The organism is Bradyrhizobium sp. STM 3566 (assembly GCF_045571445.1).
GTDB classification, from domain to species: Bacteria; Pseudomonadota; Alphaproteobacteria; order Rhizobiales; family Xanthobacteraceae; genus Bradyrhizobium; species Bradyrhizobium vignae.
This window is the reverse complement of sequence record NZ_CP120692.1, coordinates 7,593,909-7,620,822: the sequence shown is the minus strand read 5'-3', so window position 1 is coordinate 7,620,822 and position 26,914 is coordinate 7,593,909. Positions and strand designations below refer to the sequence as shown.

Sequence of the window (26,914 nt, the reverse complement as noted above, 5' to 3'; positions counted from 1 at the left end):
AAGTACCGATCGCGATCCTGCTACGAAAGGCAGCCCTCAAGGCTTCGGTCGGCATCGATCCGATCGATCGGCAGCCCAGCTCGGGCGGCCACCCGAGCTGGGCCATTCCTCACGGAACGAGGCCATTCTAGTCCGGTGCGCTAAAACAAGGGTGGGCAAAGGCGCAACGCGCCGTGCCCACCATCTCTCTGGGATCGCATCAGCAATGGTGGGCACGCTTCGCTTTGCCCACCCCACAGGACTCACCCTCTCGCGGCTTCCGCCATATACTTCCGCCATCCCCCATATGCGGTGATATCCCGCGCCTCGCCCAGCACTTCCGGCTCGACGAGAAAGCCCTTCACGCTGCGGCCATCGGCAAGCCGGATCGTGCCGACCGCCATCGGTGCGGGAATCGCGTTGACGAACTTGCCGAACGCCGCCGCAGACAGTGACCAGATCTCCAGCTCGATCGACGCACCTTTGCCGGCTGCGACGCGCAGCAGGCCCGGCTTCGGCGGCGTGGTGTTGAGCGCATAGAGTTTGTAGTCCGGCGCGGTCTTTGTCGCCTCCATCAGCTTCCCGCTCAACGCCTTCAACTCGCCGTTCAGCGCCATGCCGGACAGATGCGCCCCGACCACCGCGATCGGAATCTCGTCGATGCGTTCGGCGGGCAGCGGCGCGAGCGCGGGCTGCGCGACGCCCTTTGCGCCAACTGCCAGTTTCGTATCCGCATGGAACACGCGGCCGATGCTAGCCAGCATCGCATCGTGTCCGGCGGGCGCGAGCAGCGTGATGCCGAACGGAATGCCATCACTGCGCATCGCAGCCGGCACGGCGAGACCGCAGAGATCGAGCAGGTTGACGAAATTGGTGTAGGTGCCGAGCCGGCTGTTGAGCTCGATCGGATTGGCGAGCACCTGCGCGGTGGTGTAGGCCGTCGGCGCCGTCGGCAGCACCAGCGCGTCGATGTTCGCAAACGTGCGCTCGGCAATCTTGCGCAGCCCTTGCAGGCGATAGAGCGCGGAGAAGGTCTCCGCCGCCGTCAGTCGCGCGCCGGCCGCCGTGATCTCGCGGGTGACGGGGTGGATCGCATCGGGTGCGGAAGCGAGCAGGTCTTTGATCACGAGATAGCGCTCGGCGACCCACGGCCCCTCATAGAGCAGCCGCGCCGTCTCGTAGAACGGCTCGAGGTCGAACTCGACCAGCACCGCGCCAAGCGCGGTCCAGCGCTTCAGCGCATCGCCGTAAGCGGCTTCCGCCTTCTTGTCTCCGAAGAAGATCAGCTGCCCGTTGCGCGGCACGCCGAGGCGCAAATTGGCGGGGAATTGCGTGAGCGGGCCCAGCGGCCGCTCGCGCGAGAATGGATCGGCCCGGTCCGGGCCGGCCATCACCGACAGTGCGAGCGCGGCATCGTCCACCGTCAGTGCGAACACCGAAATGCAATCGAGCGTGCGGCAGGCCGGCACCAGGCCAGCGGTCGAGATCATGCCGAGGCTCGGCTTCAGCCCGACGATGTTGTTGAGCATCGCCGGCACGCGGCCAGAGCCGGCGGTGTCGGTGCCGAGCGACAGCGGTACGAGCCCGGCGCCGACGGCGGTGGCCGAGCCCGAGCTCGACCCGCCGGGAATCAGATCCTCGCGGATCGAATTCCGGGGAATGCCGTAGGGCGAACGGCCGCCGACGAGGCCGGTCGCGAACTGGTCGAGATTGGTCTTGCCGATGATGATGGCGCCTGCGGCGCGCAGGCGCTCCACCGCAGTCGAATCGTGTGCCGGCGTGTAGGAGAAAGCCGGGCAGGCTGCAGTCGTGGGAAAGCCCAGCGCGTCGATATTGTCCTTCACCGCGACCGGCACGCCGTAGAGCGGCAGGCTGGCCGCGTCCTTCGTGGCGAGCTTTTCGGCCTCCGTGATCGCATCCTTCTCGTCGCGCAGGCTGATGAACACGGCGGGATCGTTGTGGTCGCGGATGCGCTGATAGGTCCGCGCGATCGTCTGTGCCGGCGTAAGCGTCCCCGCGCGATGCGCGGCCACAATCGCGGCGATCGTTTCAGGCTGCTGAGCCCCCATGGCGTCCAACTCCGGCATTTCGTCTTCGCCTGGAGTGAAGCAAGCGATGTGCCATTGTGTACATTATCCGGGCAGGGCGATTGCTCCGGATATTATCGTGCGATCAGTGGCTTGGGGAATATTTCGGCAGGCGCATGGGCCGTCGCATCGGCGACCTGTGACGTGCATCTGCCCAAATCATGGGCGACATCAGGTGAAGCCGGCGAGGATCCGGAGCAGGTGCGCCCGGTTCTCCTTGCCGATCTTCGCCTCGACGTGCCGCTCGTGCTCGGCCGCGAGCCGCTTGAACTTCGTCAGCGCCGTCTCGCCCTGCGCGGTCAGATGCAAGGCATGGGAGCGCCGGTCCTCCTTCGATTTGATCCGCTTCACCAGCTTGCGCTGCTCGAGGCTGTCGAGCAGATGCACCAGCCGGGCGCGCTCGATGCCGAGGCGCTTTGCCACCGCCATCTGTGACAAGCCCGGATTGGCGCCGATCACCGTCAGCACCGAATATTGCGTCGGCCTGATGTCGACCTCGCCGAGCGTCTTGATGAAGTCCTGAAAGATCCAGATCTGGAAGCGTCGCACCGCATAGCCGGCGTGCCCGACCAGTGAGTCGAGGCCAATGTCGCCGGCGGCCTCGCGAGGCGCTGCGCCGTTGCCGGCGCGCCTGCGCGGGGAGGGGCGGGTGTCGGCCCGGGCTGCATTGGCTGTCACGTCGGTGTCTCCTGTCGCGCAATCCTAATGCCTCGAAGCGCCGAGAGGAAGAATGTTGTTGACGACAACAATTGCCGTGCCCAACATTATGGCCAAAGCGGCCCGAAACGAGGCTGCGGCCCGCCGCGGAGGAAACACATGACAGTTGCCCCAGATGGTGACGTTGCAGGCCTGTTCGCAACGCCAAGGACCGTCGCAGAGCTTTGCGCCGACGGCAGCATCGTGCTGCGATCGCCGGATCCGTTGCGCGCTGCTGCGCGCTGCGTGGGCGATTGGCTGGAGCAATGGGCGCGGCAAACGCCGGATGCGATCTTCCTGGCCGAGCGCGGCAGCGTCGAAGCGCCCTGGACCACCGTCACCTATGCGCAGGCGCTGCGGAACGTGCGCGCCGCCGCGTCCTGGATCCTCGCGCAGGGCCTCAGCGCCGAGCGGCCGCTCGCGATCCTCTCCGACAACAGCATCGACCATGCGCTGCTCGCGCTCGCCGCTCAGCATGTCGGCGTGCCCTCGGCCGCGATCTCACCGGCCTATTCGCTGATGTCGAAAGATTTTGACAAGCTCAAGAGCATGATCGCGCTGCTCGAGCCGGGCGCGATCTACGTCTCGGCGACCAAGCCGTTCGCGGCAGCGCTGGCAGCCATCAAGCCGCTGCACCAAGCGCAGATCATCAGCGGCAATGCTGCTGATGCCGACGCGCTGGCCTTCCGCACCGTTGCCGCAACGCCCGAGACGCCTGCCGTTGCAACAGCCTTCGCCGCGGTGACGCCTGATACGATCGCAAAATTCCTGTTCACCTCAGGCTCGACCGGCACGCCCAAGGCGGTCATCAACACCCAGCGCATGCTGACCTCCAGCCAGCAAGCCAAGGCGCAGACCTGGACCTTCCTCGAAGAGAGCCGCGGCAATCTCGTCATTCTCGACTGGCTGCCCTGGAGCCACACCTTCGGTGCCAACCACAATTTCAACCTCGTGCTGCGCAATGGCGGCTCGCTCTATATCGACGGCGGCAAGCCTGCGCCCGGTCTGTTCGCGACGTCACTTGCGAACCTCAGAAGCGTGATGCCGACGGTCTATTTCAACGTGCCGCGCGGATTCGACATGCTGATCGCGGCGCTGCGCAGCGACGAGGAATTGCGCCGCCGCTTCTTCGGCGAGGTGAAATTCGCCTTCTACGCCGGCGCCGCGCTGCCGCAGAATCTGTGGGATGCGCTCGAAGAGCTCTCGCTCAAGACTGTCGGCCGCACGCTGCCGATGGTCTCGGCCTGGGGCTCGACGGAGACCTCCCCGCTCGCCACCGATTGCCATTTCCTCGCCGAGCGGTCCGGCAATATCGGCGTGCCAATTCCCGGCACCGAACTGAAGCTCGTTAGGTCAGGCGACAAGCTGGAGGTGCGCGTGCGCGGCCCCAATGTCACGCCGGGCTATTGGAAGGCGCCGGAACTGACCAGGCAGGCCTTCGACGAAGAGGGTTTCTATCTGATCGGCGATGCGGTGAAGCTCGCGGATAGCGCGCGGCCGGAGCGCGGCCTGTTCTTCGACGGTCGCGTCGCCGAGGACTTCAAGCTCAATTCCGGCACCTGGGTCAGCGTCGGCACTCTCCGCGTTGCCGGGATCGCCGCGCTGGCGCCACTCGCGCAGGACATCGTCGTGTCGGGCCACGGCGGCGATGAGGTGCGCTTCCTGGTGTTCCCGAACGTCGCGGCCTGCCGCGCGCATGCCGGGCTGCCCGAGACGGCTGATGTGAACGAAGTGTTGGCGCACGACAAGGTCAGGGGTGCGATCGCGCAGGGTCTGGCGCGGCTGAAACAGCAGAGTGGCAACTCCTCCGGCCACGCCACGCGCGCGCTGCTGCTCGCGGAGCCGCCCTCGGTCGATGGCGGCGAGATCACCGACAAGGGCTACATCAACCAGCGCGCCGTGCTGACGCGGCGTGCGGAGGCGTTGGCGCGGTTGAACGATGATGCGTCGGGGGAATGGATCGGCCGCGCCGGCTAATGCAGTTGCCGCGCATACGCCCCGGACGCAGCGCAGCACGCAAGTGATGCGCTGCTGAGCCGGGGCCCATTCTTTGCGGGCGTCGCTAAATCTGGATCCCGGCTTTGTGTCGCGTCATCGCGCCGCGTCCGGGACACGAGAGCGAGACGCTGAGCCCACCGAACTAAGCCAGCCATCCTGTCGTAATATCTGCCGAATCTTTTGTTGCCTAAGCAACTAATTTATGCGAACCGTTCCAGGGGCGGACGACGGCAGACGAACTGCCGCGGCCGATCTCGGAGGAAACAATGTTCGGCAGGATTGGTGCCGCGAACATACGTGGGCGCATGCCTGAAAGTGCCGGCACGACGCAGCCTCGGCGCTGCGTGTCAGGTGTGGCTGCTGTCCGTCACCGCGCCGAGATTCTCGTGCAGCCGGCGCAGCAGGTCGATCAGAACCTCGCGCTCGTCCTTGCTGAGGCAGGACAGCAGCCGCCGCTCGCGCTCGAGCGCGGCGACGATCACCTTGTCATGGGTGGCGCGGCCTTTCGCCGTCAGCGCGATCGAATGGGTGCGGCCGTCGTTCGGATCGGTGCGGATCGACACCAGTCCGCGTTTCTCGAGGCCGGCCAGTGTCCGGCTCACCGGCCCCTTGTCGAAACCGATGACGTGGCAGATGCGCGAGGCGGGAATGCCCGGCTCGAGCGCCAGCAGCGACATGATCCGCCATTCCGTGACGTTGACGCCGAACTGCTTCTGATAGAACGCGGTCGCGCTGTTCGAGAGCTTGTTGGCGATGAAGGTGATGAACGCGGGCACGTAACGCTCGAGGTCGAGCGTCGGCCCCGCATCACTGGGGGCGAGCTTTTGGCGAACTCTGGTCGAGGACGGCGGCATATCGGTTTTCTGACTCGCGGCGGGCCCGAAGACCTAAGGGCATGCGCCGCCCTTTCACAAGGTCAAAATGAGGGAGGTCTTTCATGACCGCATCCGGCTCCGTTGGATCAGGTGTCCCGCATCTCGACGTCGACCCCTTCGACATGAAGTTTTTCGCCGACCCCTATCCCACCCATGAGCTGCTGCGGGAAGCCGGCCCGGTGGTCTATCTCGACAAATGGAAGGTGTACGGCGTTGCGCGCTATGCCGAGGTCCATGCCGTCTTGAACGATCCCGCAACCTTCTGCTCCAGCCGCGGCGTCGGGCTGTCCGATTTCAAGAAGGAGACGCCATGGCGGCCGCCGAGCCTGATTCTGGAAGCCGATCCGCCCGCGCACACCCGCACCCGCGCCGTGCTGTCGAAAGTGCTGTCACCGACAGTGATGAAGCAGGTGCGCGACCGGTTTGCCGCGGCGGCGGAGGAGCGGGTGGATGCGCTGATCGAAAAAAGCAGCTTTGATGCGATCACCGATCTCGCCGAGGCCTACCCGCTGTCGATCTTTCCGGATGCACTTGGCCTGAAGCCCGAAGGCCGCGAGCATCTCATTCCCTATGCGAGCGTCGTGTTCAACGCGTTCGGTCCGCCGAACCGGCTCCGCCAGGAGGCAATCGAACGCTCGACGCCGCACCAGGCCTATGTCGCCGAGCAGTGCCAGCGCGAGAACCTTGCGCCCGGTGGCTTCGGCGCCTGCATCCATGCGCAGGTCGACGATGGCGCCATCACCGCGACCGAGGCACCGCTATTGGTGCGCTCGCTGCTCTCGGCCGGTCTCGACACCACCGTCAACGGCATCGGGGCCGCGGTCTATTGCCTCGCGCGCTTTCCCGATCAATGGCAGCGCCTGCGCAATGATCTCTCGCTGGCGCGCGGCGCCTTCGAGGAGGCCGTGCGGTTCGAGAGCCCGGTGCAGACCTTCTTCCGCACCACGACGCGCGAGGTCGAGCTGTCAGGCGCGAGGATCGGCGAGGGCGAGAAAGTGCTGATGTTCCTCGCCGCGGCCAATCGCGATCCCAGGCGCTGGGACAGGCCCGACAGCTACGACATCACCCGCCGCGCCTCCGGCCATGTCGGGTTCGGCTCGGGCATTCACATGTGCGTCGGCCAGCTCGTGGCACGCCTTGAAGGCGAGGTGATGCTGACGGCGCTGGCGCGCCGCATCGCGAAGATCGAGATCACGGGCGAGCCGAAGCGCCGCTTCAACAACACGCTGCGTGGGCTCGACAGCCTGCCTGTCACCATCACCCCGGCCTGACGAGGAGCTTTGATGCCCGCCATCACCTTCATCCATCCCGACGGCAAGTCCATCCGCATCGAGACCGTAGGCGGCGAGAGCGCCATGCAGGCCGCGACCCGTCACGGCCTCGACGGCATCCTGGCCGAATGCGGCGGCAACGCCATGTGTGCGACCTGCCACGTCTATGTCGACGAGGCCTGGCTCGTGCGCCTGCCTGCAATGGCTGACGATGAGGATGCGCTGCTCGACGGCACCGCCGCCGAGCGGCTGCCGAACAGCCGGCTGTCCTGCCAGATCGACATCACGCCCGAGCTCGACGGACTGGTGCTGAGGATGCCGGAGCGGCAGGTCTGAATCTCGGAACGTGCCGGCAACGACCGGCGCGACAATACATCAAACAGGGGAGGGAATGATGAAGCATCTGAAGTTGACTCTCGCGCTGGCTGCGAGCCTGGCGACCGGCGCGGCGAATGCCGAGATCTCGGACAACGTGGTGCGCATCGGCGTGCTCAACGATATCTCCGGCATCTTCCAGGACACCAACGGCATGGGCTCGGTCGAGGCCGCGCGCATGGCGGCGGAGGATTTCAACGGCGGGGCTAAGGGCATCAAGGTCGAGATCGTCTATGCCGACCACCAGAACAAGGCCGATGTCGGCAATGCCATCGCGCGCAAATGGCTCGACATCGAGGGCGTCGATGCCATCGTCGACGTGCCGAACTCGGCCGTCGGGCTCTCCATCAACGCGCTGTTGCGCGACCGCCGCATGACGTTCCTGGCGTCCTCGACGGCGAGCTCGGATCTCACCGGCAAGGCCTGTTCGCCGAACACCATCCAATGGGTCAACGATGCCTGGGCGACCGGCAACACCACGGCGGCCGCCATGATGTCGCGAGGCGGCAAGGAGTGGTATTTCCTCACGGTCGACTACGCCCTCGGCAAGGGTATCGAGGCGGAGGCGCAGAAATACATCGAAGGACACGGCGGCAAGGTGCTCGGCTCGTCAAAACATCCGCTCGGCACCTCCGACTTCGCGTCCTTCCTGTTGCAGGCGCAGAGCTCGAAGGCGCAGGTGATCGGATTGGCCAATGCCGGCGGCGACACCATCAACGCGGTGAAGCAGGCCGCCGAGTTCGGGCTCCAGCAGAGCGGGCAGAAGCTCGTGGCCTTCCTGCTCTTCATCAACGACATCCACGGCATGGGCATCAAGGTCGCGCAAGGCCTCCAGCTGATGGAAGCCTTCTACTGGGACATGAACGACGACACGCGCGCGTTTGCGAAACGCTTCGCAGCCCGCGCCGGCATGAACGGCAAGATGCCGAGCGGCAATCAGGCCGGCGTCTACGCCTCCACGCTCGCTTATCTCAATGCCGTCGCCGCCACCGGCAGCGACAACGCCAAGAATGTCGTGCCCGAGATGAAGAAGTTCAAAGGCAAGGACAAGCTGTTCGGCGACACCACGATCCGCCAGGACGGCCGCGTCGTGCATCCGATGTACCTGTTCGAGGTGAAGAAGCCGGAAGAGTCGAAATATCCGTACGATTATTACAAGCTGGTCTCGACCATTCCGGCGGACCAGGCGTTCCGTCCGCTGGCGGAGGGCGGGTGCGAGCTGGTGAAGTGAATGTAGCCAGGAGCGCGATCTTCCTTCATCCTCCCCCTCCTGGGAAGGGTAGGAGAAACGTCCCTACACCACCTTGCTAGATCCCTGCGTGATCAGCCGCGCCGCGCGCTGATCGCGCGCGTAGATCCACAGCCAGCTGAGGGCGACGCTGAGGCGGTGGCGGAGGCCGATCAGGAAGTAGATGTGGGCGATGCCCCAGATCCACCACGCGATGGTGCCGCGCAATTTGATCTTGCCGAAGTCGATCACCGCGAGCCGCTTGCCGATCTGCGCGAGGCTGCCGGCGTGCTTGTAGCGGAACGGGCCCGCCGATGTGCCGCGCAGCCGCGCCTTGATGGTCTCGGCGACATGACGGCCCTGCTGCTTGGCCGCCGGCGCGATACCCGGCACCGGCTTGCCGTCCCAGGCGTTGATGGTGACGGTATCGCCGATCGCAAAGATCTCGGGATGGCCGGGAATGCTGAGGTCGGGCTCCACCAGCACGCGCCCGGCGCGATCGCTGTCTGCGCCCAGCCATTCGGCCGCGGGCGAGGCGCGCACGCCGGCGGCCCAGATCCGTGTCTTTGCCTCGAGCAGCTTGCCGCCGAACACGACGCCTTCACGATTGATCTCGGTGACGGCCTGGCCGAGCACGACCTCGACGCCGATCTTTTCCAGCGAGGCCTGCGCGTAAGCCGAGAGGTCGTCGGGAAAGCCGGCGAGCACACGCGGGCCGGCTTCGATCAGAACGACGCGTGCCTTCGTCGTGTCGATGTTGCGGAAATCGGCAGGCAAAGTGTGGTGCGCCATTTCGGCGATGGTGCCGGCGAGCTCGACCCCGGTCGGGCCGGCGCCGACGATGACGAAGGTCAGCCGCGCCGCGCGCCGCTTCGGATCGGTCTCGCGCTCGGCGCGCTCGAATGCCACCAGGATGTGCCGGCGCAGCGTGGTCGCATCCTCCAGCGTCTTCAGGCCAGGCGCCCATACCTCCCACTCGTCATGGCCGAAATAGGCGTGCCGCGCGCCGGTGGCGAGCACCAGCGTGTCATAGGGTACCTCGCTGCCATCGTCGATCAGAACGCGGCGCCGCTCGGCATCGACGCCGCTCACCGTCGCGAACAGCGTCGTCACCTCGCGCCGGTCGCGCATGAGATGGCGGATCGGCCAGGCGATCTCGCTGGTCGCGAGCGATGCGGTCGCGACCTGGTAGAGCAGCGGCTGGAACAGATGATGATTGCGGCGGTCGATCAGCGTGATCTCGACCGGTGCGCCCGCAAGGCGGTAGGTCGTCTCCAGCCCGCCGAAGCCGGCGCCGACGATGACAACGCGGTGGGGAGTGGCGGCCATGATGCACCTCGAATCTCGCTGCTGCTCACCTGCATTTAAGTGCGGATCGGGCGTCGTGGTCCAATAGTCGTCATCAATCGTCGCATAGGCCTGATGTATCGATCTGGCGCGAAAAAGCGCCGCAGCCTCCGGGCCGGCCTTGGGCGGCCTTGGCCGAAGTGAGTAGAATTATATTTCTTGCCATCGCAGATTAGGGCGAAATATGGTGCAGGAGCCGCCGCTGAGCCGTTGGCGGCTCGATGGATTTTGCGTTCAATAGAGACAGGCCCGGGGCGGCGATCACCCCGTTTCCGGGACCGATAATAAGGAGGGGAGTGGTTATGAGAAGGGCATTTTGGCTGGCGGGCGCAGCGGCGCTGGTGCTGGCAAATCAGGCGTTCGCCGGCGACACTATCAAGATCGGTTTCGTCTCGACCTTCAGCGGCCCGACCGCCGTGATCGGCAACGACATGCGCAACTCCTTCGAGCTCGCGCTCGACCATCTCGGCCGCAAGATGGACGGCAAGCCGGTCGAGGTGATCTACGAGGATGACGGGCAGAAGCCCGACGTCGGCAAGCAGAAAACCGAGAAGCTGGTGCAGTCCGACAAGGTCGACTTCATCGTCGGCTATATCTGGTCGAACGTGTTGTTGGCCTCGCTCAAGACCGCGGTCGATTCGAAGACCTTCCTGATCTCGGCCAATGCCGGTCCGTCGCAGCTCGCGGGCGAGCTGTGCTCGCCTTACGTGTTCTCGACCTCCTGGCAGAACGACCAGACCCCGCAGGCGGTCGGCACTTATATGAACCAGAAGGGCGTCAAGTCGGTGTTCCTGATCGGCCCGAACTACGCCGCCGGCAAGGACATGCTGGCCGGCGTCAAGAGCACCTTCAAAGGTCAGGTCGTGGGTGAGGAATACACGGTGTGGCCGAGCCAGCTCGATTTCTCCGCCGAGCTCTCCAAGGCGCGCGCCTCCGGAGCCGAGTCGATCTTCGTATTCTACCCCGGTGCCGCCGGCGTGCAATTCCTCAATCAATATGCGCAGGCCGGGCTGAAGAGCACGATGCCACTCTACACCGCCTTCACCATCGACGAGCTCTCGCTGCCGCTCCAGAAGGAGAACGCACTCGGGGTGCCCGGCGCGCAGCAATGGGTCAACGACCTCCCCAACGAGCAGAACAAGCGCTTCGTCGCCGACTACCGCAAGAAGTACACCGGACTGCGTCCGACCTTCTACGGCGCGCAGTCCTATGACGCTGCGAACCTGATCAACAGCGCCGTCGTTGCCGTGAAGGGCGACACCTCAAAGAAGGACGAGATGAGGGCCGAGATGGAGAAGGTGAACTTCAAGTCGGTGCGCGGCTCATTCAAATACGGCAACAACCACATCCCGATCCAGAATTTCTATCTGCAGGACGTGGTCAAGGATTCCGAGGGCCAGCTCGCGCTGAAGACCGTCGCCACCATCGTGGAGAACGACCAGGATCGCTTCCACGACAAGTGCAAGATGAAGTGAGCTGACGCTTCTTCCTCTCTCCGCTTGCGGGGAGAGGGCTGGGGTGAGCGGAGTCTCCGCGGGGACCGAGTCGGTCGGAGTCCTCGACAGTTCAACATGGTCATTGCGAGCGCAGCGAAGATTCCATGGGGAGTGGATAGCGACCAGGTCTGAGGCCAGACTGAGGGTTGCTGAATCCATTCAACCTGGAGACGACGATGTTGCTCGATCATCCTTCCGACGGACTGGCCGCTATCCGCACGCAGTTTGGCGCAATTTTTGTGTCATTGGAACTGAGCCGTTCGACATGGCTGGTCACTTCGCTGTCGCCCTGCAAGGGCGAGAAGATGTCCAAACGCAGCATGAAGGCCGGCGAGCTTTCGGAACTGTTGAAGCTGTTTGCGGAGCTGAAGCGCAAGGCGCAGGCGCGAACGGGTGAGAGCTATCCGCTCATCACGATCCAGGAGGCGGGGCTGGACGGGTTCTGGCTTCACCGCGCCCTGCAGCAGGAAGGCATCGAGAGCCACGTAGTCGATCCGGCCTCGATTGCGACGCCGCGCCGGCGCCGGCGGGCCAAGACGGACCGGCTGGATGGCGAGACGCTGTTGCGGACGCTGCTGGCCTACAAGCGCGGCGAGGTACGGGTCTGCGCCATGGTCGTTGCGCCCTCTCCGGCAGAGGAGGACCGCCGTAGGCTGTGCCGCGAGCGAGAGACCTTGATCGCGGAGCGGATCGAGCATGTGAACCGGATCAAGGGTCTTCTGTTCGCGCAAGGGATCTTCGACTACGCGCCGCTGCGGCGAGACCGGCGGAAGCGGCTGGAGGCCTTGCGGACGGGCGACGGGCGCGCCTTGCTGGCGCATCTGAAGGCGCAGATCAGCCGCGAACTCGACCGGCTCGAACTGCTGCTCGACCAGATCACGGCGGTGGAGCGCGAGCAGGATGCGTTGCTGGCCGCGAGCAAGGCGGCGGGGGAGAAGACCGTATCGAACCCGGTGGCAATGCTGCTCGAACTGAAGAGCCTGGGCCCGAACTTCACGGCCGTTCTCTGGTCGGAGGCCTTTTACCGGCAGTTCGCCAACCGCCGCCAGATTGCATCCTATGCCGGCCTTGCAGCCACGCCATGGCGCAGTGGCGGCATCGAGCGCGAGCAAGGCGTGTCGAAGGCTGGCAATCCGCGCCTGAGAACCACGATGATCCAGCTCGCCTGGCTCTGGGTACGCCACCAGCCTCAATCGGCTTTGACCCAGTGGTTCAAGGTGCACAGCCAACGCGGCCGCAAGCGCGCGATCGTGGCGCTCGCGCGCAAGCTGCTCGTGGCCCTCTGGAAGTACGTGACCGCGGGCGTGGTGATCGAGGGAGCCGAGATAAAGGCCGCCTGACACCACGCTCCTCAGCCTCAAAGCCAATCCGCCGAGATTGATCAGCCTCGGCCGATCCGGGTGGACGAACCGATGGATTGCATGGCTTCAAACGCCGTAACGAAGAATGGTCTCGTCCTCTCGAGCCTGCCCGCCGCAAGCGGAATGTTGGTGCAGCCGCCGCCGCGCGGCGACCGAATGTGAGTTTGATCTGGCAAGCAAACCAGATTGCAACAACCGGCTCGACCCTTGGATCGCCTGACGAAAAGGAGTTATCCGCCCGCTGCCCCGACTGCCAAAGCCTGATGGCGTGCTCGCTCGAGTCAAGGCCAAGTCGCTTCGCGACGGCCCTACGGGCCGACCTTGACTCGATCTGCGCGCGCCATCCTACGTGCTCCACGGTCGGGACGAAGAGCTGGCCTGCAATCGAACAAAGAGCTGAACAAACCGCCTTGACACACCAAATCCCCATGTGAGCAATCCAGAGTCTTTCCGCGGAGGGATTCTGGATTGCTTCGCTGCGCTCGCAATGACGTGCTGAGAGACCGTCGTTCCAGCGGATATCCGTCTCGCCGAAGCTCCCCCTCACCCGGAATTCAAGCTGCGCTCGAATTCCGGCCTCTCCCCGCAAGCGGGGAGAGGGAAGAGCCTGCAAGGGCAGAGGGTCATCATACCCGCGGCATGCTGGCGGGCCGCACCTCGCGCGCCTGCGCTGCGAGCCTGATGCCGGCGTTGGCTGCGCCAAAACCCTGATAATTCCTGCGCTCGACGATCTCGAAGAAGAACCGCTCGTCGAAAATGTGGGTGTAGACCTGGAAGAACTCGCCGTCGCCCTCGCGGTCGTAGAGGATGTGGTTGGCGCGCAGCTGCGCCATCAGTTCGGGCGCGAGGTCGTATTTGGCTTCGATATCGTCGTAGTAGTTGTCAGGAATATCCAGGAAGTCCGCGCCGCGTTGGCGCATCGCGGCGACGGTGGCAAAAATGTCTTGGCACGAGAAGGCGACGTGCTGCACGCCCGAGCCGAAGAACTCGGAGATGAAGCGCGCCGGCAGCGTGCGGTTGGCGGAGGAGCCGTTGAGCACGAAGCGCAGGCTCTGGTCGGCGTTGATGATGGCCTGGCTCTGTACGAGCCCCCTGGGGTCGGCGAGCTCCATCTGCGGCAGGCGTTTCAGGTCGAGGATTCCGGTGTAGAACAGCCGCCAGGACAGCATCTCATCGTAAGGCATCGATTGCGCGATGTGATCGACCGCCAGCAGTGCGTCACCACTGGCATCGCTCGTCACAGGCTCGAAATCGGTGTCCCAGTTCTTGCCGGCCTGATCGAGGAAGTAGAGCAGGCTGCCGCCGACGCCATGGATCGCGGGAATCTCCAGCTCGCCTGGTCCGACCGGCTGGTAGAAGGTGCGCGCCTTCAGTGCTTCGGCGCGCTGCATGGCGCGGCCGGCATTGTCGACGTCGAGCGCGATGGCGCAGACGCCGGGACCGTGCGTGACGTAGTGAGAATGCGCAAAACCGTCGGTCTCGCAATTGATGACGAGCTCGACCTTGCCCTGCGACCAGCGCTCTACCGCTTTGCTGCGATGCTGGCCGGTCTTGCGGAAGCCGAGCTGCGAAAACAGGCGGGCAAGCTCGCCGGCCTTGGTCTCGTTGAGGGCGAACTCGACGAAGCCGGTGCCGCGGCTCTTCGCCTTCGGTGCCAGCGGCTCGCGGCCAAGCTTCGGCCAATCCGGTGCGAGCTGGTCCTCCAGCAGGATCAGCGAGCGCAGACCGTCGACCGCGGTCTGTGCCGCCGACCCGGCGCGGAACTGGTCGTTGAAGATTTCCAGCGACAGTGGCCCGGCATAGCCGGTCGCCGCGATCGCGGCCATGAACTCGCCGACCGGCAGGTCACCCTGGCCGGGGAAGGAGCGGAAGTGTCGGCTCCACGACAGGATGTCAAGCTCGAGCTTCGGTGCGTCGGCAAGCTGCACCAGAAAGATCTTGTCACCGGGAATCGAGGCCATCGCACGGGTCGGAAAGCCAGGGGCCAGCGCATGAAAGCTGTCGAGGATGATGCCGATCGCGGGATGATCGGCGCGCCGCACGATCTCCCAGGCATCGCGATAGTCGTTGACGTGGCGCCCCCAGGCCAGCGCTTCGTAGCCGACGCGCAAACCCCGCTTGGCCGCACGCTCGCCGAGCTCGCGAAAATCTTCCGCGGCGCGGTCGATGCCGCCGAGCGAGCTGGGGGAGACATTGGAACAGATCAGCAGCAGGTCGGTGCCGAGCTCCTGCATCAGGTCGAACTTGCGCTCGGCACGGGCGAAGTTGCGCGCACGCTGTGGCTCCGGCATGCCTTCGAAGTCGCGAAACGGCTGGAAGGCGCAGATCTCGAGGTTGAGGTCGCGGCAGAGCTTTGCGATGTCGCGCGGACCCGCGCCGAAGGACAGCAGATCGTTCTCGAAGATCTCGACCGTGTCGAAACCTGCGGCCGCAATGGCGCGGAGCTTCTCGTCGAGGCTGCCTGAGAGGGAGACGGTGGCGATCGAGCGTTTGTTCATGCTGCATTGTCCTCCATGGCACCCCCGAGAAAGAGTTGCCCGATGCGGGGATCGTTCAGGATGCGCTCCGCCTTGTCGGCCATGCGGGTCTGGCCGAGTTCGAGCACGATGCCGATGTCGGAGATCTCCAGCGCTGAACGCGCGTTCTGCTCGATCATCAGGATGGTGACGCCGCGGTCGCGCAAGCTCTTGAGGATGCCAAAAGTCTGCTGCACCATCAGCGGCGACAGGCCGATCGAAGGCTCGTCGATCAGCACGAGCTTTGGCTCGAGCAGCAGCGAGCGCGCGATCTCGAGCTGCTTCTGCTCGCCGCCTGACAGCGTGGAGGCCTGCTGTGCCGACTTGCGGCGCAGCGCGGGAAACAGGTCGAGCGCCTTCTCGATCCGCTGGGGCAGATCCAGCCCCTTCTCGGCAGCGACGCCGCCGAGCTCGATATTGTGGCGCACCGACAGCTCGGGAAAGATGTTGCGGCCCTGCGGCACGTAGCAGATGCCGGCATTGAGCAGGGCGCGCTGGCTCAGATTGGTGACGTCGCGGCCTGCAAAGCTGATCTTGCCTTCGCGCAGCTTCAGGAGGCCGAAGATTGCTTTGAATACGGTCGATTTGCCGGCGCCGTTCGGGCCGATGATCGTTGTGATCGTGGCTGGAGGAACGGCGAAGGTGGTGCCGTTCAAGATCGTCATCTTGCCGTAGCCGCCGACGAGATTGCGGACCGAGAGGATCGGGTCGCTCATCACTCGCTCCTAATGTCCGAGATAGGCTTCGATCACGGCGGGGTTCCTGCGAACCTCCTCGGGCCGGCCCATCGCCAGCACCTTGCCTTCCGCCATCACCATCACGCGCGAGCACAGCGACATCACGAACTCCATGTTGTGCTCGATCACGACGAAGGTGGCATTCTTCTCGCGGTTGATCGCGACCAGACGCTCCTTCAGGTCAGCCAGCATCGATGGGTTGACGCCGCCGGCGGGCTCGTCGAGCAGCACCAGGCGAGGCCCGCCCATGAAGGCCATGGCGGCGTCGAGCAGCTTCTGCTGGCCATAGGAGAGGCCGCCGGCAGGCTCGTCGGCGAGATGGTCGAGCTTGAAGAAGCCGATCATCTGGTTGGCGGCGTCAGTCAGTCCGGCGTCGGAGCGGCCGACCAGGCGCGAGGCCATGTTGCCCTGGTGCTCCTGTCCGGCGAGGATCAGGTTCTCGCGCACCGAGAGCTTTGGGAACACCTGCAACAGCTGGAAGGTGCGGCTGACCCCGAGCTTGTTGAGCTCGGAGGGACGCAATCCCGTGACCAGCTTGCCATCGAGCTTCACCTCGCCGCCCGATGGCGTGAGCTGGCCGAGGATGCAATTGAACAGCGTGGACTTGCCGCAGCCGTTCGGACCGATCAGGCCGAGGATCTCGCCCTCGCGGACATCGAACGAGACGCCGTTGACTGCGTGGATGCCGCCAAAGCTCTTCTTGACGTCGGTGACTTCGAGGACCGCACTCATTGCACCGTCTCCAGGCGGGATTTTGCGACGGCGCGCAGCGCCGACGCCGCCTTGGTGCGGCGTTCGGCGAGATAGCGGTCGAGGATTCCCAGAATGCCGGTCGGGGACCAGATCAGCAGCAGCATCACGGCCACCGCGTAGAGCATCAGGTAATAACCTTCCGTGAAGCGCAGCCATTCCGGCAGCAGCACCGCGATCATCGCCCCCAGGAACGGACCGAAATAGAAGCCCGCGCCCCCGACGATCACCATCATCAACAGATCAAGCGAGAGCGACAGGTTGAAGGGAACGGGGTCGATATATTGCGTCAGCGGCGCGTAGAGCGCGCCGGCGACGCCGCCGAGCGCCGAGCCGATCGCGAACGCCATCAGCGTATAGCGGCGCGTGTCGACACCGAGCGATTGTGCGCGCAGCGGATTTTCGCGCAGCGCCATGAAGGCGCGCCCCCACGGCGAGCGGATCAGCCACCAAACCGCGAGCGACACGATCGCGAGCGAGCCGAGGCAGACATAATAGAACGGCAGCGGCTTGTTGGTCGCGAGCCCGAGGATGTGCGGACGCGGAATGTTGGAGATGCCGTAGATGCCGCCGGTGAGCCAGCTCTCGTTGCGGAACACCAGGAAAGCGAGGGTAGAGAAGGCCAGTGTGACGAAGGCGAGATAGTGGTGCTGCACGCGCAGCGCGGGATAGCCGAGCACCCAGCCGATCGCGAAGCTCAAGGCAATCGCAACCAGGATCGCGGCCGGCAGCGGCCAGCCATGCGTCGTCATGATCGCGGCGGCATAGGCGCCGATGCCGACGAACGCTCCCTGGGCCAGCGAGACCTGGCCGGCATAGCCCAGCGTGAGGTTGAGGCCCATCGCGGCGATGCTCATCACCGCCCACTGGCTCAGGATGAACAGGCCGTAGCGGTTGAAGTTCATGGGGACGATGATCAACGCGGCGATGACGGCAAGGCCGAGCGCGATCTTCAACGGTTTGGCGAAGCCGCTCATACCGTGCGCTCCTCGGCGCGGCCGAGCAAGCCCTGCGGCCGGAACAGGATCACGGCGATCAGGAAGATCATCGGCACGGCGGCACGGTACTGCGTCGAGACATAGGTCGCCGCGAGATTGTCGAGCACGCCGATCAGAAGGCCGCCGGCGATCGCGCCGCGTACCTGGTTGAAGCCGCCGACGATCGCCGCAATGAAGGCCGCCTGGCCCAGCACCTCACCGGACGAGAACTTTGCAAGGTAGATCGGTGTGATCAGCAGCGAGGCCAGCGCCACCAGGAAGGCGTTGATCAGGAAGGTCAACAGGATCATGCGCTCGACCGGCACGCCGATGATGCGCGCCACCGTCGGGTTCTGTGCCGCCGCTTGCATCTGATGCCCGAGCGAGGTGCGGTTCAGCAAGGTGGTCAGGCCCAGGACGGCGAGAATGGCGACAACGAGCACGCCGAGGCTCTGCAGCGAGACGGCGTGACCGAGGATGGAGATGTCGCCGGTCGGCACGATCGAGGGAAACGGCGAAGCCTCGGCGCTGAAGAACTGCTTCACCGCTTCCTTGATCCCGATCGCGAGCGCCATGGTCGCAATCGCCAGCGGCAGCACGCCGTGGCGCATCATCGGATCGACCAGCAGCAGCTTGAAGGCGAGGCCGAGCAGGATCATCGACAGGAGGATGCCGAGGATGATCGCGAGCCAGAACGGCGCGCCGACATGCATCGCGGCCAGCATCAGGAACGCCGGCAGCATCACGAACTCGCCTTGCGCGAAATTGATGGTCTGCGAGGTCTGCCACAGCAGCGTGAACCCGACCGCGACCAGCGCATAGATCGCGCCGGTGGCTAACCCTGCGACCAGTAGATCGAATAGGTTGGACATTTTCCCCTCTCTCCACTCCCTCGCTCCGCTCTTCCTTCTCCCTCTCCCCGTTCTTACCGGGAGAGGGCAGGGGTGAGGGGTCTCTCTCCGCGAATTCAATTGTCACCGTGACTGCGGCAGCACCCCTTACTCCACCCTCTCCCGGCGAAGAGCGGGGAAAGGGAGAGGAGAGATCTCTCCCCGCATCCGCCTTCGTGAAGCTTCGGCGAGACAGGCGCGGGGAGAGGCGAAGATTCCCTCACTTCAACTTCGGCAGCACCTGCTTCACGACCTGCTTGCCTTCGACCACCTCCACCAAGAAGCTCTGGCGATCGATGTCGCCGTTCTGGTCGAAGGTGACGTCCATCAGGATGCCCGGCTCGTCCGCGGGCTTGATGGTGAGGCCGTGCAACGTGTCGGCAAACTTCTTCGGGTCGACCTTGCCCATCTTCTCGGTGGTGGCCTTCACCATGTAGACGGCGAGGTAGCCCTTCAGGCCGTTATGATCGGGGACGTAATTGTACTTCTTGGAGAACCTCTCGCGGAACGCCTTGACCAGATCGACCGGCGCATCCGTGGTGAGGCCGACATGGCCACGCGCGCCGTTGGCCGCATCGCCGGCGAGCTCGATCACCTTCTGGCCGATCAGCGTGGTCTCGCCCATCAGCGGCGCGGTGACGCCCTGGCGCTTCAGCTCTTTGAGGATGCGCGCGCTCTCTTCCTCGTTGAGATAGACGAAGACGGCGTCTGGGTTCGCAGCCTTGATCTTGCCGACATCGGCGGCGAAGTCGGCCTGACCCGCCTCGGTGGAGAGGTCGGCGACGACCTTGGAGCCGAGCCGATCGAGCTCCTTGACCACGACGTCGCGGCCGCCGCGGCCGAAATCGTTGTTGACCCAGACCACCGCGACCGTCTTCGCCTTCATCTCGTCGTGGATGTACTTTGCGACCTTCGGCATCGAGGATTGCTGGCCGAACGAGGTGCGGAACAGGAACTTGTTGCCGGCTTGCGTCAGCTCGGCGGCTTCACCGCCCATGATCTGCGCGATGCCCGCCTCGGCCGCAAGCGGCGCGGTCACCTTCACCGAGCCGGAATAGCCGGGCCCGAGCAGCACATAGGGCTCGGCGTCGAGGGCCTTCTGCACCTGGGCGCGGGCGACGCCCGGGTTGGATTGCGAGTCGGCGTGGGTCACCTCCAGCTTGCGGCCGAGCACGCCGCCCTTGGCGTTGATCTCCTCGATCGCGAGGTCGATGCCGTTCTTCCAATTGGTGCCGACGGTGGCGCCGCCGCCGGAGAGTTCGGCGACGTCGGCGAGCTTGATCGCCTGAGCAAGGGCGCTCGTTGCCGTCATGGCGGTGAGCAGCGCGCCCACCAATAGCGTTGATTTCATCGTCCTCTCCTCCCGTTTCAAATCTCGCGAGCAGCCTTGTGCCGGCCGCTTCGCCTCAAGCTGCCTGATAGGCCGCGCTGCGCGCAGCCATTGCGGCATCAAAAGCTTCTCCCATGACATCGGTGGATGGGACAAGGCCGGTGAACAGTTCGAATGCGTCGGCGGCCTGATAGATCGCAAGCTCGCGCCCGGTCATGATCCGGGCGCCTTTCTCTCGCGCCGCGGCCAGCAGCGGCGTGATCAGCGGCGAATAGACGGCGTCCGCGACCCACAGGTCCGGCCTGAGCAGTGCCGCCGGCACCGGCATGTCACGGCTCGGCAACATGCCGACTGGCGTGCCGTTGACGAGACCGGTTGCGCCATCGAGCGCATCCTCGACGCTTCCAGCCACCCTCGCGCCGCTCTGTCTGGCAAGCAGCGAGGCGAGTTTCTCCGCGCGTGCCGGCTCGCTGTCGAAAATGCGGATGTCGGCCACTTTCAGGCTCGCGAGCGCAAAGGCGATCGCCTTGCCGACGCCGCCGGCGCCGATCACGGCGACGGCGTTGCCGGACGGGGCCAGCAACGGCGCCACGGCCCGCGCAAAGCCGGTGGTGTCGGTGTTGTGCCCGGTCAGCCGGCCATCCCTGACCACGACGGTGTTGACCGCCCCCATGCTGGCCGCGCCCGGCGCCAGCGCGTCGAGCAGCGGGACCACTGCTTCCTTGTAAGGGTAAGTGACGTTGACGCCGGCAAAGCCGAGCCGCCTTACGCCTTCGAGCATCAGGCGCAGCTCGGCCGCGTCGGCGCCGGCGACCTCGATGAGCTGGTAATGGCCGCGCAGGCCAAGCGCCTCGGCGGCGCGCTCGTGCATGGCGGGGGACGCGGAATGCGCGATCGGGGCGCCGATCAGGCCTGTGAGAAGCTTCTTGCTGGCGGCGTATCCGCGCTTCGACATGGTTCCCTATCGTCTCGTTGGGAGCGTCCGGTCCCGGCCATTAGCGGGGAAACCTGCGCAATTCCAGCTGCGACGATAGTCTTTCCCCCGCCTAACACAATTACCCTTTTATCCGACAAACCGAACATGATGTTATTTCTTTCGCCCGCGTGCCAGGGTGCCCTTGCCATTGCCACGGGACGGCTCGACCGCGCGCATCTCGGTGCGCAGGGCTTCGATGAAGTACTCCGCATGCAGCGACAGCGGCGTGCCGCGCTTGACTGCGATGTAGGTGTCGAACCGCGTCGGCTCGGTGATCTTCAGAAGCTCGATCCCGGGATAGCCGCCATGGGCGACCGTGAACTGGTCGATGATGGCGATGCCGAGCCCCGCCTTCACCAGCGCGCAGACCGTGGTGCCGAAGCGCGCACGGATGGTGATGTTGTAGTCGAGCCGGTTGCGCGCGAAGATCTCGGCCATGATCCGGCCGTAAGGGTCGTTGGGATCGATGCCGATCAGCGGATAGCGGGTGATCTCGGCGGCGGAAACCTGCTTGCGGCCGGCGAGCTCGTGACCCGCCGGCACGATGCAATAGAGCTCGCCCGAGGCAAGCGGCATGAAGTCGAGCCCGGAATGCTCCAGCCGGTAGCTCATCGCCACGCACTCGCCGCGGCCGAGCATCAGGTAGTCGATGGCCTCCTCGAGCTTGAGGATGTTGATGTCGATGCCGAGATCGGGATAGCGGCGGCGGACACGCTCGATGGCGCGCGGCACCATTACCTGTGAGATGCTCGGCACCGAGCCGATGCGCAGCTCCGAGAGGCCGCCGCGGCCGATCTTGGAGATGATCTCGGAGAGGTCGTCGACCTTCTTATAGACGCCGTTGATCTGCTCGAAGATGTTCTCGGCTTCCGGCGTCGGGAAGTAGCGCCCGTTCTGGCGCTGAAAGAAGCGGATGCCGAGCGACCGCTCGGTGTATTTGACGAGGCGGCTGATCCCGGGCGCCGAGACGTTGAGCAGCTTTGCCGCACCGCCGATGGTGCCCGTCACCATCACGGCACGGATCACTTCAACCTGGCGCAGCGTCATCATGGCGTTGAAATGTCCCTGGCATCGACAAGAGATCGTGGCGGCGATCATCTCACGAGAAATGCGATGTCATCCAGCGGCAAGTGTGTGCGATGTGGACGGAGGCTGGCGGGCTGCCCTACCCTCCCCTGGAGGGTAGGGGAATCGCATATGGTGCTGGCAGGGTGTTGCCAAGCGGTTGGAACTGGATTCTTTGGGTGTCTCTCGATTCCAGAGGGAGACCTGAATGCGCAAGCTCAAGCGCCTGTTTCGATCGCTCAAGGACCCGCGCGCCAGCAACACCCGACATGATCTTGTGGAGATCCTCGTCATCGCCTTGGCGGCGACGCTGGCTGGCGCCAAGACCTGCACCGAGTTCGAGTTCTTTGGCCAAGGCCGCGAGGAGCTGTTGCGGCGCTTCCTGGAGCTCAGGCACGGCATTCCGAGCCACGATACGTTCAGCAATGTCTTCCGTGCGCTGGACCCGAAGGGGCTGGAAGCGGTTTTGCGCAAGTTCAGCAAGAGCTTCGGCATCAAGGGGGTGGTCAGCATCGACGGCAAGGCGCTGCGCGGGGCCTACACGCGGGGCCGGCAGGCCACGCCGCTGCATATGGTCAATGTCTGGGCCGCAGGCACTCGCATGGCGCTGGCTCAGAGAAAGGCTCCCAACCGCAACGAGGTTGCCGGGGCTCTCGAAGTTCTCGCGCTGCTCGATCTGGACGGGGCTCTTGTCACCGCCGATGCCTTGCATTGCCGGCCCGACACCGCGCAGGCCATCCGCGACCGGAAGGGGCACTACGTGTTGGCCATCAAGAGTAACCGTGGCCGGCTCTTCAAGGCCGCCAAGACGTTGGTCGATACAGCCCGAAAGCCCGCGCGAGCGAGTCAACGAAGAGCCACTGCCCACGGTCGCGCCGAGCGCCGGCAGGCCATCGTCGCGCCGGCTCCTCAGTTGGCGAAGCAATACGACTTCCCCGCTATCGCCGCAGTCGGTCGCATCGACAGCTGGCGCGCAAACTCTGGCAAGACCGCCAAGCATACGGTCCGATACTTCCTCGCCTCGCGCCTGCTGTCGGCCAAAAAGCTGCTCGAGGTCGTGCGTGCCCACTGGAGCATCGAGAACAACCTGCACTGGGTTCTCGACGTTCTGTTCGACGAAGATGCCTGCCGCAGCCGCAAAGATCACGCCGCCGAAAATCTCGCCCTCATCCGCAAGCTGGCCATCAATACCCTGCAGGCAACGCCCGGTCCTGCCCGCATCAGCCACAAAATGCTCCAAGCCAGATGGAATAATGACTTCCTTCTCTCCGCCCTCGCCCATATGCGATAGCCCTACCCTGGAGGGGGAGGGTCGATCGCGCGCAGCGCGAGCGGGGTGGGGTGATCTCTCCACTCGGGCACTGTTCGTCGCGGAGGGACCGTCACCCCACCCCGTCTCATATTTCGCTGCGCTCAATATGAGCCGACCCTCCCCCTCCAGGGACCCTCCAGGGGAGGGTAAGAGCGACGCTGACTCGTGGCTGACGATGGCGGAGTAATTTCCCGGTCAAAGCGTTTCGACCGAAATCCGCGCGTTCAGATGGAGAGGCGTCCTCCTGGCGCGATCTGTTGCTCTTTCTGTTGCAACGGCGCTCTAGCTCGCCGGCCCTTCCGGCAACACGCTCTCGGCTAGCTCCGCGCGCTCGCTTTGCAGCACCTCGCGCGCAAACTCGATGATCTTCTGCTTGTTGGCCGTTTCGCGGACGGCGAAAAACACGCGGTTCAATTCCAGGCCGAGCACGCTGTTGAGGGCGATGTCCTCGTCTTCCATGGTGGTTTTCCCGCTTCGGACGCGTTCAGGTGTAACTGGACCTCACTTCCTCCACAAGTAGATTAAATCTTCGCAGCAGACGGAACACCGGCAAACTACGGAGCAGCGAAATTGGGGCAGCCCCCAAATACATGTACATGCTATATGGGAGGCCAGGGTCAGGAAACGCACTGATGTCTGCCGCAGATGCCGTGGATTATGGCCGGGAGGCGCTCGACTTCATCGAGGGGCTTAGCGCCTACACGAAGATTCCGGACGCCGTGGATGCGCTCTCGACCGCCTTCGCTCGGTACGGCTTCGAACACATCATCGTAACGGGCCTGCCCAATCCCGATCAGCGCTTCTCCCAGATGGTGCTCGCCAAGAAGTGGCCGGCGGAGTGGTTCAGCCTCTACACCCAAAGGAGCTACGATCGCGTCGATCCCGTGATCCGCAAATGCCGGCAGACGGTGAACCCTTTCGAGTGGTCTGAAGCGCCGTATGATCCGGAGCTAGAGCCGGGCGCGGTGGAGGTGATGCGGCGCGCCGCCGATTTCCGCATGTCGCGCGGCTTCGTGGTGCCGATCCACGGCTTGACCGGTTATGAGGCCGGCGTCTCGCTCGGTGGCGTCCATCTCGATCTCAACGCCCGCAGCAAGCCGGCGCTGCATCTGATCGCGATGTACGGCTTTGATCACATTCGCCGTCTGCTTGATCCGGCGCCGCATCCGTCGACCCGGCTCACCCCCCGCGAGCGCGAGGTGCTCGCCTGGGCCTCCCAAGGCAAGTCCGCCTGGGAGATCGGCGAGATCCTCAACATCACGCAACGCACGGCGGAAGAGCACCTTGCAACTGCCGCGCGCAAGCTCGGCGCCGTCAACCGGACGCATGCGGTCGCAATCGCGATCCGCCACAGAATCATCACTCCTTGAAATCGTCGCCTACTGGGAAATTTCCCAATAGTCGGCTTTGCCTTTTTCGCTGAGGCTTCCCCCATTTCGAGCCATGGGGGAGTTCATGATTCATGTGATTTCTGCCGTCAATCGGCACCTCTACGAGGGTGTCCTGGAACAGCATTTTCGGGTCCGTCACGAGATCTTTGTCGAGGAGCGGAATTGGGAGGCACTGCGCAAGCCCGACGGTCGCGAGATCGATACCTACGACAATGAGGACGCGGTCTACCTTCTGGCTCTCGAAAGTGGCCGGGTGCTCGGCGGCTCCCGCCTGTATCCGACCACCAAGCCGACGATGATGGGCGAGGTCTTCCCGCATCTCGCCGCGGTGCGCGGTTGCCCATCGGACCCGCTGGTCTGGGAGTGGTCGCGCTTCTTCGTTTCGCGCGAGCGCCGCGACGGCGTGTTCAATCTGCAATTGATGGCGGCAGCGCAGGAGTTCTGTCTCGATCAGGGCCTCGAGCGGCTCTGTCTCGTCATGGAGACCTGGTGGCTACCGCGCTTCCATGACATCGGATTCGTCGTGACGCCGCTGGGATTACCGGCGCTGGTCGAGAATTCCTGGACCATGGCCGCAACGATCGATATTCGGCAGGAGTCGCTTGATATCGTGCGTGACCGTATCGGGATGACGAGCGTCGTCCAGCAGGACGGTCCGCGTATCGACTGCATCGCCCGTGCCAACCTCTGCGGCTGCGCCGCGCAACGAAAGAGCGCCTGAGATGTCGAACATGATGCGGGACAGCCAGATCATGGCGCAAACGAAGGACGAGAACCTCTGCTACATGTCCGACATGGCGCTCGAGCTGGCGCAGATGGCGGACGATTCTGGATTGGCGACGCTCGCCTATCTGTTCCGGATGGCAGCGCTGGAGGCCTCGACGGCCAACAGCGTGCTCGCCGAGCCCGACGACCTCCCCCGGCAGATGACGTCGCACTAAAGCATGATCCGGAAAAGTGCGAAGCGGTTTTCCGGAAAGATCATGCGTAAACAACAAGCTAAAGCGCGATGACGATTCATCCAAATCTCATCGCGCGTTAGACTTCCCTGCCTTCCGACGAACTTGCACCCTCTCTTCGGTCCGCCGGCGAGAGGGTGTTGGTTTGGGTGCGGCAGGTTGCCCCAGCCGGCACGGCAGCATTCTTGCGCGATCGATTTCGATCGCATGCGTCGGCATGCAACAAAGTGCATGTTTGGTGTCGAATCGCTCTTGCCTCGGAACGATACTGCCATTACCCATTTTTCGGCCTTGAAGAGGCAGGGGGGAGCTCTTTCACTGATGGCGACCGTGTTCGAACATCGGCGCGACGCTACGCGCGCCTGAAAGAGTCTTGATGCTGCTCGTCGTCGAACAGTTCTTGAACGGATTGCAGTTCGGCCTGCTGCTGTTCCTGCTCGCCGCGGGCCTGACGCTGGTGTTCGGGATCATGGATCTCGTCAACCTCGCGCACGGCTCGCTCTACATGATGGGCGCGTACTTTGCCGCGACCTTTGCGGCCTGGACCGGCAGCTTCGTGCTCGGCGCGCTGATGGCGTTAGGGGCTACGCTGGTACTCGGTATCGTGCTGGAGGTGACGGCGCTGCGGCATCTTTATGGCCGCGATCATCTCGACCATGTGCTCGCAACCTTCGGCCTGATCCTGTTCTTCAACGAGGCCGTGCGGCTGATCTGGGGCCCGGCAGGCCTGGCGCTGCCTTTGCCCGCCTGGCTCACGGTGCCGGTGCCGATCCTGCCCGGCATTCACTATCCGGCCTATCGCCTCGCCATCATCGTGGTGGCGCTGCTGGTTGCGCTGCTGCTCTATCTCGGCGTGATGCGTACCCGCATCGGCATGCTGATCCGTGCCGGCGCCTCCAACCGCGAGATGATCGGCGCGCTCGGCATCAACATCAAGTTGCTCTACACGCTGGTGTTCGGCTTGGGGGCTGCGCTCGCGGGCCTCGCCGGCCTGATGCAGGCGCCGATCCTCACCGTGCAGATCGGCATGGGTGAGAACATCCTGATCCTCGCCTTCGTCATCATCGTGATCGGCGGCATCGGCTCGATCCGCGGCGCGTTCCTCGCCGCGATCTTCGTCGGCATGATCGACACGCTCGGCCGTGCCTTCCTGCCGAACTTGTTGCGCCAGGTGCTGAGCGGCGCCGCCGCCTCCACCGCCGCGCCGGCGCTGTCCTCCATGCTGATCTATCTCTTGATGGCGATCGTGCTGGTGGTGCGGCCGGAGGGGCTGTTTCCGGCCCATCGCAGATGAAGAG

The 26,914-nt window shown here is 64.5% G+C and carries 24 protein-coding genes; 11 read left to right on the top strand and 13 right to left on the bottom strand.

Features of this window, described 5'->3' with window-relative positions; translation table 11 throughout:
- Positions 1-242: 242 nt before the first annotated feature.
- Positions 243-2,048, bottom strand: a complete 1,806-nt coding sequence (atzF, locus tag P6U27_RS36215) for an allophanate hydrolase (protein WP_122406123.1) — start codon at positions 2,046-2,048, stop codon at positions 243-245.
- A gap of 189 nt (positions 2,049-2,237) precedes the next feature.
- Positions 2,238-2,744: a MarR family winged helix-turn-helix transcriptional regulator gene (locus P6U27_RS36210; protein ID WP_122406122.1), complete on the bottom strand. Its 507-nt coding sequence runs from the start codon at positions 2,742-2,744 to the stop codon at positions 2,238-2,240.
- Between the two features lie 138 nt (positions 2,745-2,882).
- On the opposite strand from P6U27_RS36210, the gene P6U27_RS36205 reads away from it, so the two are divergent.
- On the top strand, positions 2,883-4,739 hold the full coding sequence (locus P6U27_RS36205; RefSeq protein ID WP_122406121.1) for a feruloyl-CoA synthase: 1,857 nt from the start codon (positions 2,883-2,885) through the stop codon (positions 4,737-4,739).
- Between the two features lie 368 nt (positions 4,740-5,107).
- Here P6U27_RS36205 and P6U27_RS36200 read toward each other — a convergent pair whose 3' ends face one another.
- Entirely contained in the window at positions 5,108-5,614 is a 507-nt protein-coding gene (locus P6U27_RS36200; protein ID WP_122406120.1) for a MarR family winged helix-turn-helix transcriptional regulator, read from the bottom strand.
- An 83-nt stretch (positions 5,615-5,697) separates the two neighbouring features.
- Here P6U27_RS36200 and P6U27_RS36195 point away from each other — a divergent pair, with 83 nt between their 5' ends.
- From P6U27_RS36195 to P6U27_RS36185, 3 genes are read left to right on the top strand one after another with little or no spacing between them, the layout of a single operon-like run.
- Positions 5,698-6,906: a cytochrome P450 gene (locus P6U27_RS36195; protein ID WP_407193484.1), complete on the top strand. Its 1,209-nt coding sequence runs from the start codon at positions 5,698-5,700 to the stop codon at positions 6,904-6,906.
- 12 nt (positions 6,907-6,918) lie between these two features.
- Positions 6,919-7,242 (top strand): 2Fe-2S iron-sulfur cluster-binding protein, encoded by a 324-nt coding sequence (locus P6U27_RS36190; protein ID WP_122406118.1) that lies wholly within the window; start codon positions 6,919-6,921, stop codon positions 7,240-7,242.
- A gap of 58 nt (positions 7,243-7,300) precedes the next feature.
- Positions 7,301-8,512: an ABC transporter substrate-binding protein gene (locus P6U27_RS36185; protein WP_407194533.1), complete on the top strand. Its 1,212-nt coding sequence runs from the start codon at positions 7,301-7,303 to the stop codon at positions 8,510-8,512.
- Positions 8,513-8,575: 63 nt separating this feature from the next.
- Here P6U27_RS36185 and P6U27_RS36180 read toward each other — a convergent pair whose 3' ends face one another.
- Complete coding sequence (locus P6U27_RS36180; protein ID WP_122406117.1) at positions 8,576-9,838, bottom strand: NAD(P)/FAD-dependent oxidoreductase; 1,263 nt, start codon at positions 9,836-9,838, stop codon at positions 8,576-8,578.
- A gap of 320 nt (positions 9,839-10,158) precedes the next feature.
- On the opposite strand from P6U27_RS36180, the gene P6U27_RS36175 reads away from it, so the two are divergent.
- Both P6U27_RS36175 and P6U27_RS36170 read left to right on the top strand, forming a co-directional pair.
- Entirely contained in the window at positions 10,159-11,331 is a 1,173-nt protein-coding gene (locus P6U27_RS36175) for an ABC transporter substrate-binding protein (RefSeq protein ID WP_122406116.1), read from the top strand.
- A gap of 197 nt (positions 11,332-11,528) precedes the next feature.
- Complete coding sequence (locus P6U27_RS36170) at positions 11,529-12,692, top strand: IS110 family transposase (protein ID WP_122406986.1); 1,164 nt, start codon at positions 11,529-11,531, stop codon at positions 12,690-12,692.
- A 647-nt stretch (positions 12,693-13,339) separates the two neighbouring features.
- Here P6U27_RS36170 and P6U27_RS36165 read toward each other — a convergent pair.
- From P6U27_RS36165 to P6U27_RS36130, 8 genes are all read right to left on the bottom strand, one after another.
- A complete protein-coding gene (locus P6U27_RS36165; RefSeq protein ID WP_407120617.1) occupies positions 13,340-15,211 on the bottom strand; it encodes a bifunctional sugar phosphate isomerase/epimerase/4-hydroxyphenylpyruvate dioxygenase family protein in 1,872 nt (623 codons plus the stop codon).
- Positions 15,208-15,945, bottom strand: coding sequence for an ABC transporter ATP-binding protein (locus P6U27_RS36160; RefSeq protein ID WP_122406114.1), 738 nt, complete (start codon positions 15,943-15,945; stop codon positions 15,208-15,210). The genes P6U27_RS36165 and P6U27_RS36160 overlap by 4 nt, the downstream gene beginning before the upstream one ends.
- Before the next feature lie 9 nt (positions 15,946-15,954).
- Positions 15,955-16,698 carry an ABC transporter ATP-binding protein gene (locus P6U27_RS36155; RefSeq protein WP_122406113.1) on the bottom strand — a complete coding sequence of 248 codons (744 nt, stop codon included), beginning with the start codon at positions 16,696-16,698 and terminating at the stop codon, positions 15,955-15,957.
- A complete protein-coding gene (locus P6U27_RS36150; RefSeq protein ID WP_122406112.1) occupies positions 16,695-17,693 on the bottom strand; it encodes a branched-chain amino acid ABC transporter permease in 999 nt (332 codons plus the stop codon). Before P6U27_RS36150 ends, P6U27_RS36155 begins: the two co-directional genes overlap by 4 nt.
- Positions 17,690-18,565 (bottom strand): branched-chain amino acid ABC transporter permease, encoded by an 876-nt coding sequence (locus P6U27_RS36145; protein WP_122406111.1) that lies wholly within the window; start codon positions 18,563-18,565, stop codon positions 17,690-17,692. Before P6U27_RS36145 ends, P6U27_RS36150 begins: the two co-directional genes overlap by 4 nt.
- Positions 18,566-18,803: 238 nt before the next feature.
- Positions 18,804-19,934, bottom strand: coding sequence for an ABC transporter substrate-binding protein (locus P6U27_RS36140; RefSeq protein WP_122406110.1), 1,131 nt, complete (start codon positions 19,932-19,934; stop codon positions 18,804-18,806).
- Between the two features lie 55 nt (positions 19,935-19,989).
- Positions 19,990-20,868: a shikimate dehydrogenase gene (locus P6U27_RS36135; protein WP_122406109.1), complete on the bottom strand. Its 879-nt coding sequence runs from the start codon at positions 20,866-20,868 to the stop codon at positions 19,990-19,992.
- 132 nt (positions 20,869-21,000) lie between these two features.
- Positions 21,001-21,939, bottom strand: coding sequence for a LysR family transcriptional regulator (locus P6U27_RS36130; protein WP_122406985.1), 939 nt, complete (start codon positions 21,937-21,939; stop codon positions 21,001-21,003).
- A 223-nt stretch (positions 21,940-22,162) separates the two neighbouring features.
- Here P6U27_RS36130 and P6U27_RS36125 point away from each other — a divergent pair, with 223 nt between their 5' ends.
- A complete protein-coding gene (locus P6U27_RS36125) occupies positions 22,163-23,245 on the top strand; it encodes an ISAs1 family transposase (protein ID WP_122406031.1) in 1,083 nt (360 codons plus the stop codon).
- Between the two features lie 303 nt (positions 23,246-23,548).
- Here P6U27_RS36125 and P6U27_RS36120 read toward each other — a convergent pair whose 3' ends face one another.
- Positions 23,549-23,725, bottom strand: coding sequence for a hypothetical protein (locus P6U27_RS36120; protein WP_122406108.1), 177 nt, complete (start codon positions 23,723-23,725; stop codon positions 23,549-23,551).
- A gap of 173 nt (positions 23,726-23,898) precedes the next feature.
- Between P6U27_RS36120 and P6U27_RS36115 the strand changes: the two genes are divergently transcribed.
- The 4 genes from P6U27_RS36115 (at position 23,899) to P6U27_RS36100 (ending at position 26,910) form a co-directional block, all read left to right on the top strand.
- Complete coding sequence (locus tag P6U27_RS36115; protein ID WP_122406107.1) at positions 23,899-24,636, top strand: LuxR family transcriptional regulator; 738 nt, start codon at positions 23,899-23,901, stop codon at positions 24,634-24,636.
- A gap of 85 nt (positions 24,637-24,721) precedes the next feature.
- Positions 24,722-25,378 (top strand): acyl-homoserine-lactone synthase, encoded by a 657-nt coding sequence (locus tag P6U27_RS36110; protein WP_162500502.1) that lies wholly within the window; start codon positions 24,722-24,724, stop codon positions 25,376-25,378.
- A gap of 1 nt (position 25,379) precedes the next feature.
- Positions 25,380-25,598 (top strand): hypothetical protein, encoded by a 219-nt coding sequence (locus tag P6U27_RS36105; protein WP_122406105.1) that lies wholly within the window; start codon positions 25,380-25,382, stop codon positions 25,596-25,598.
- 394 nt (positions 25,599-25,992) lie between these two features.
- Entirely contained in the window at positions 25,993-26,910 is a 918-nt protein-coding gene (locus tag P6U27_RS36100; RefSeq protein WP_122406104.1) for a branched-chain amino acid ABC transporter permease, read from the top strand.
- Positions 26,911-26,914 lie beyond the last annotated feature (4 nt).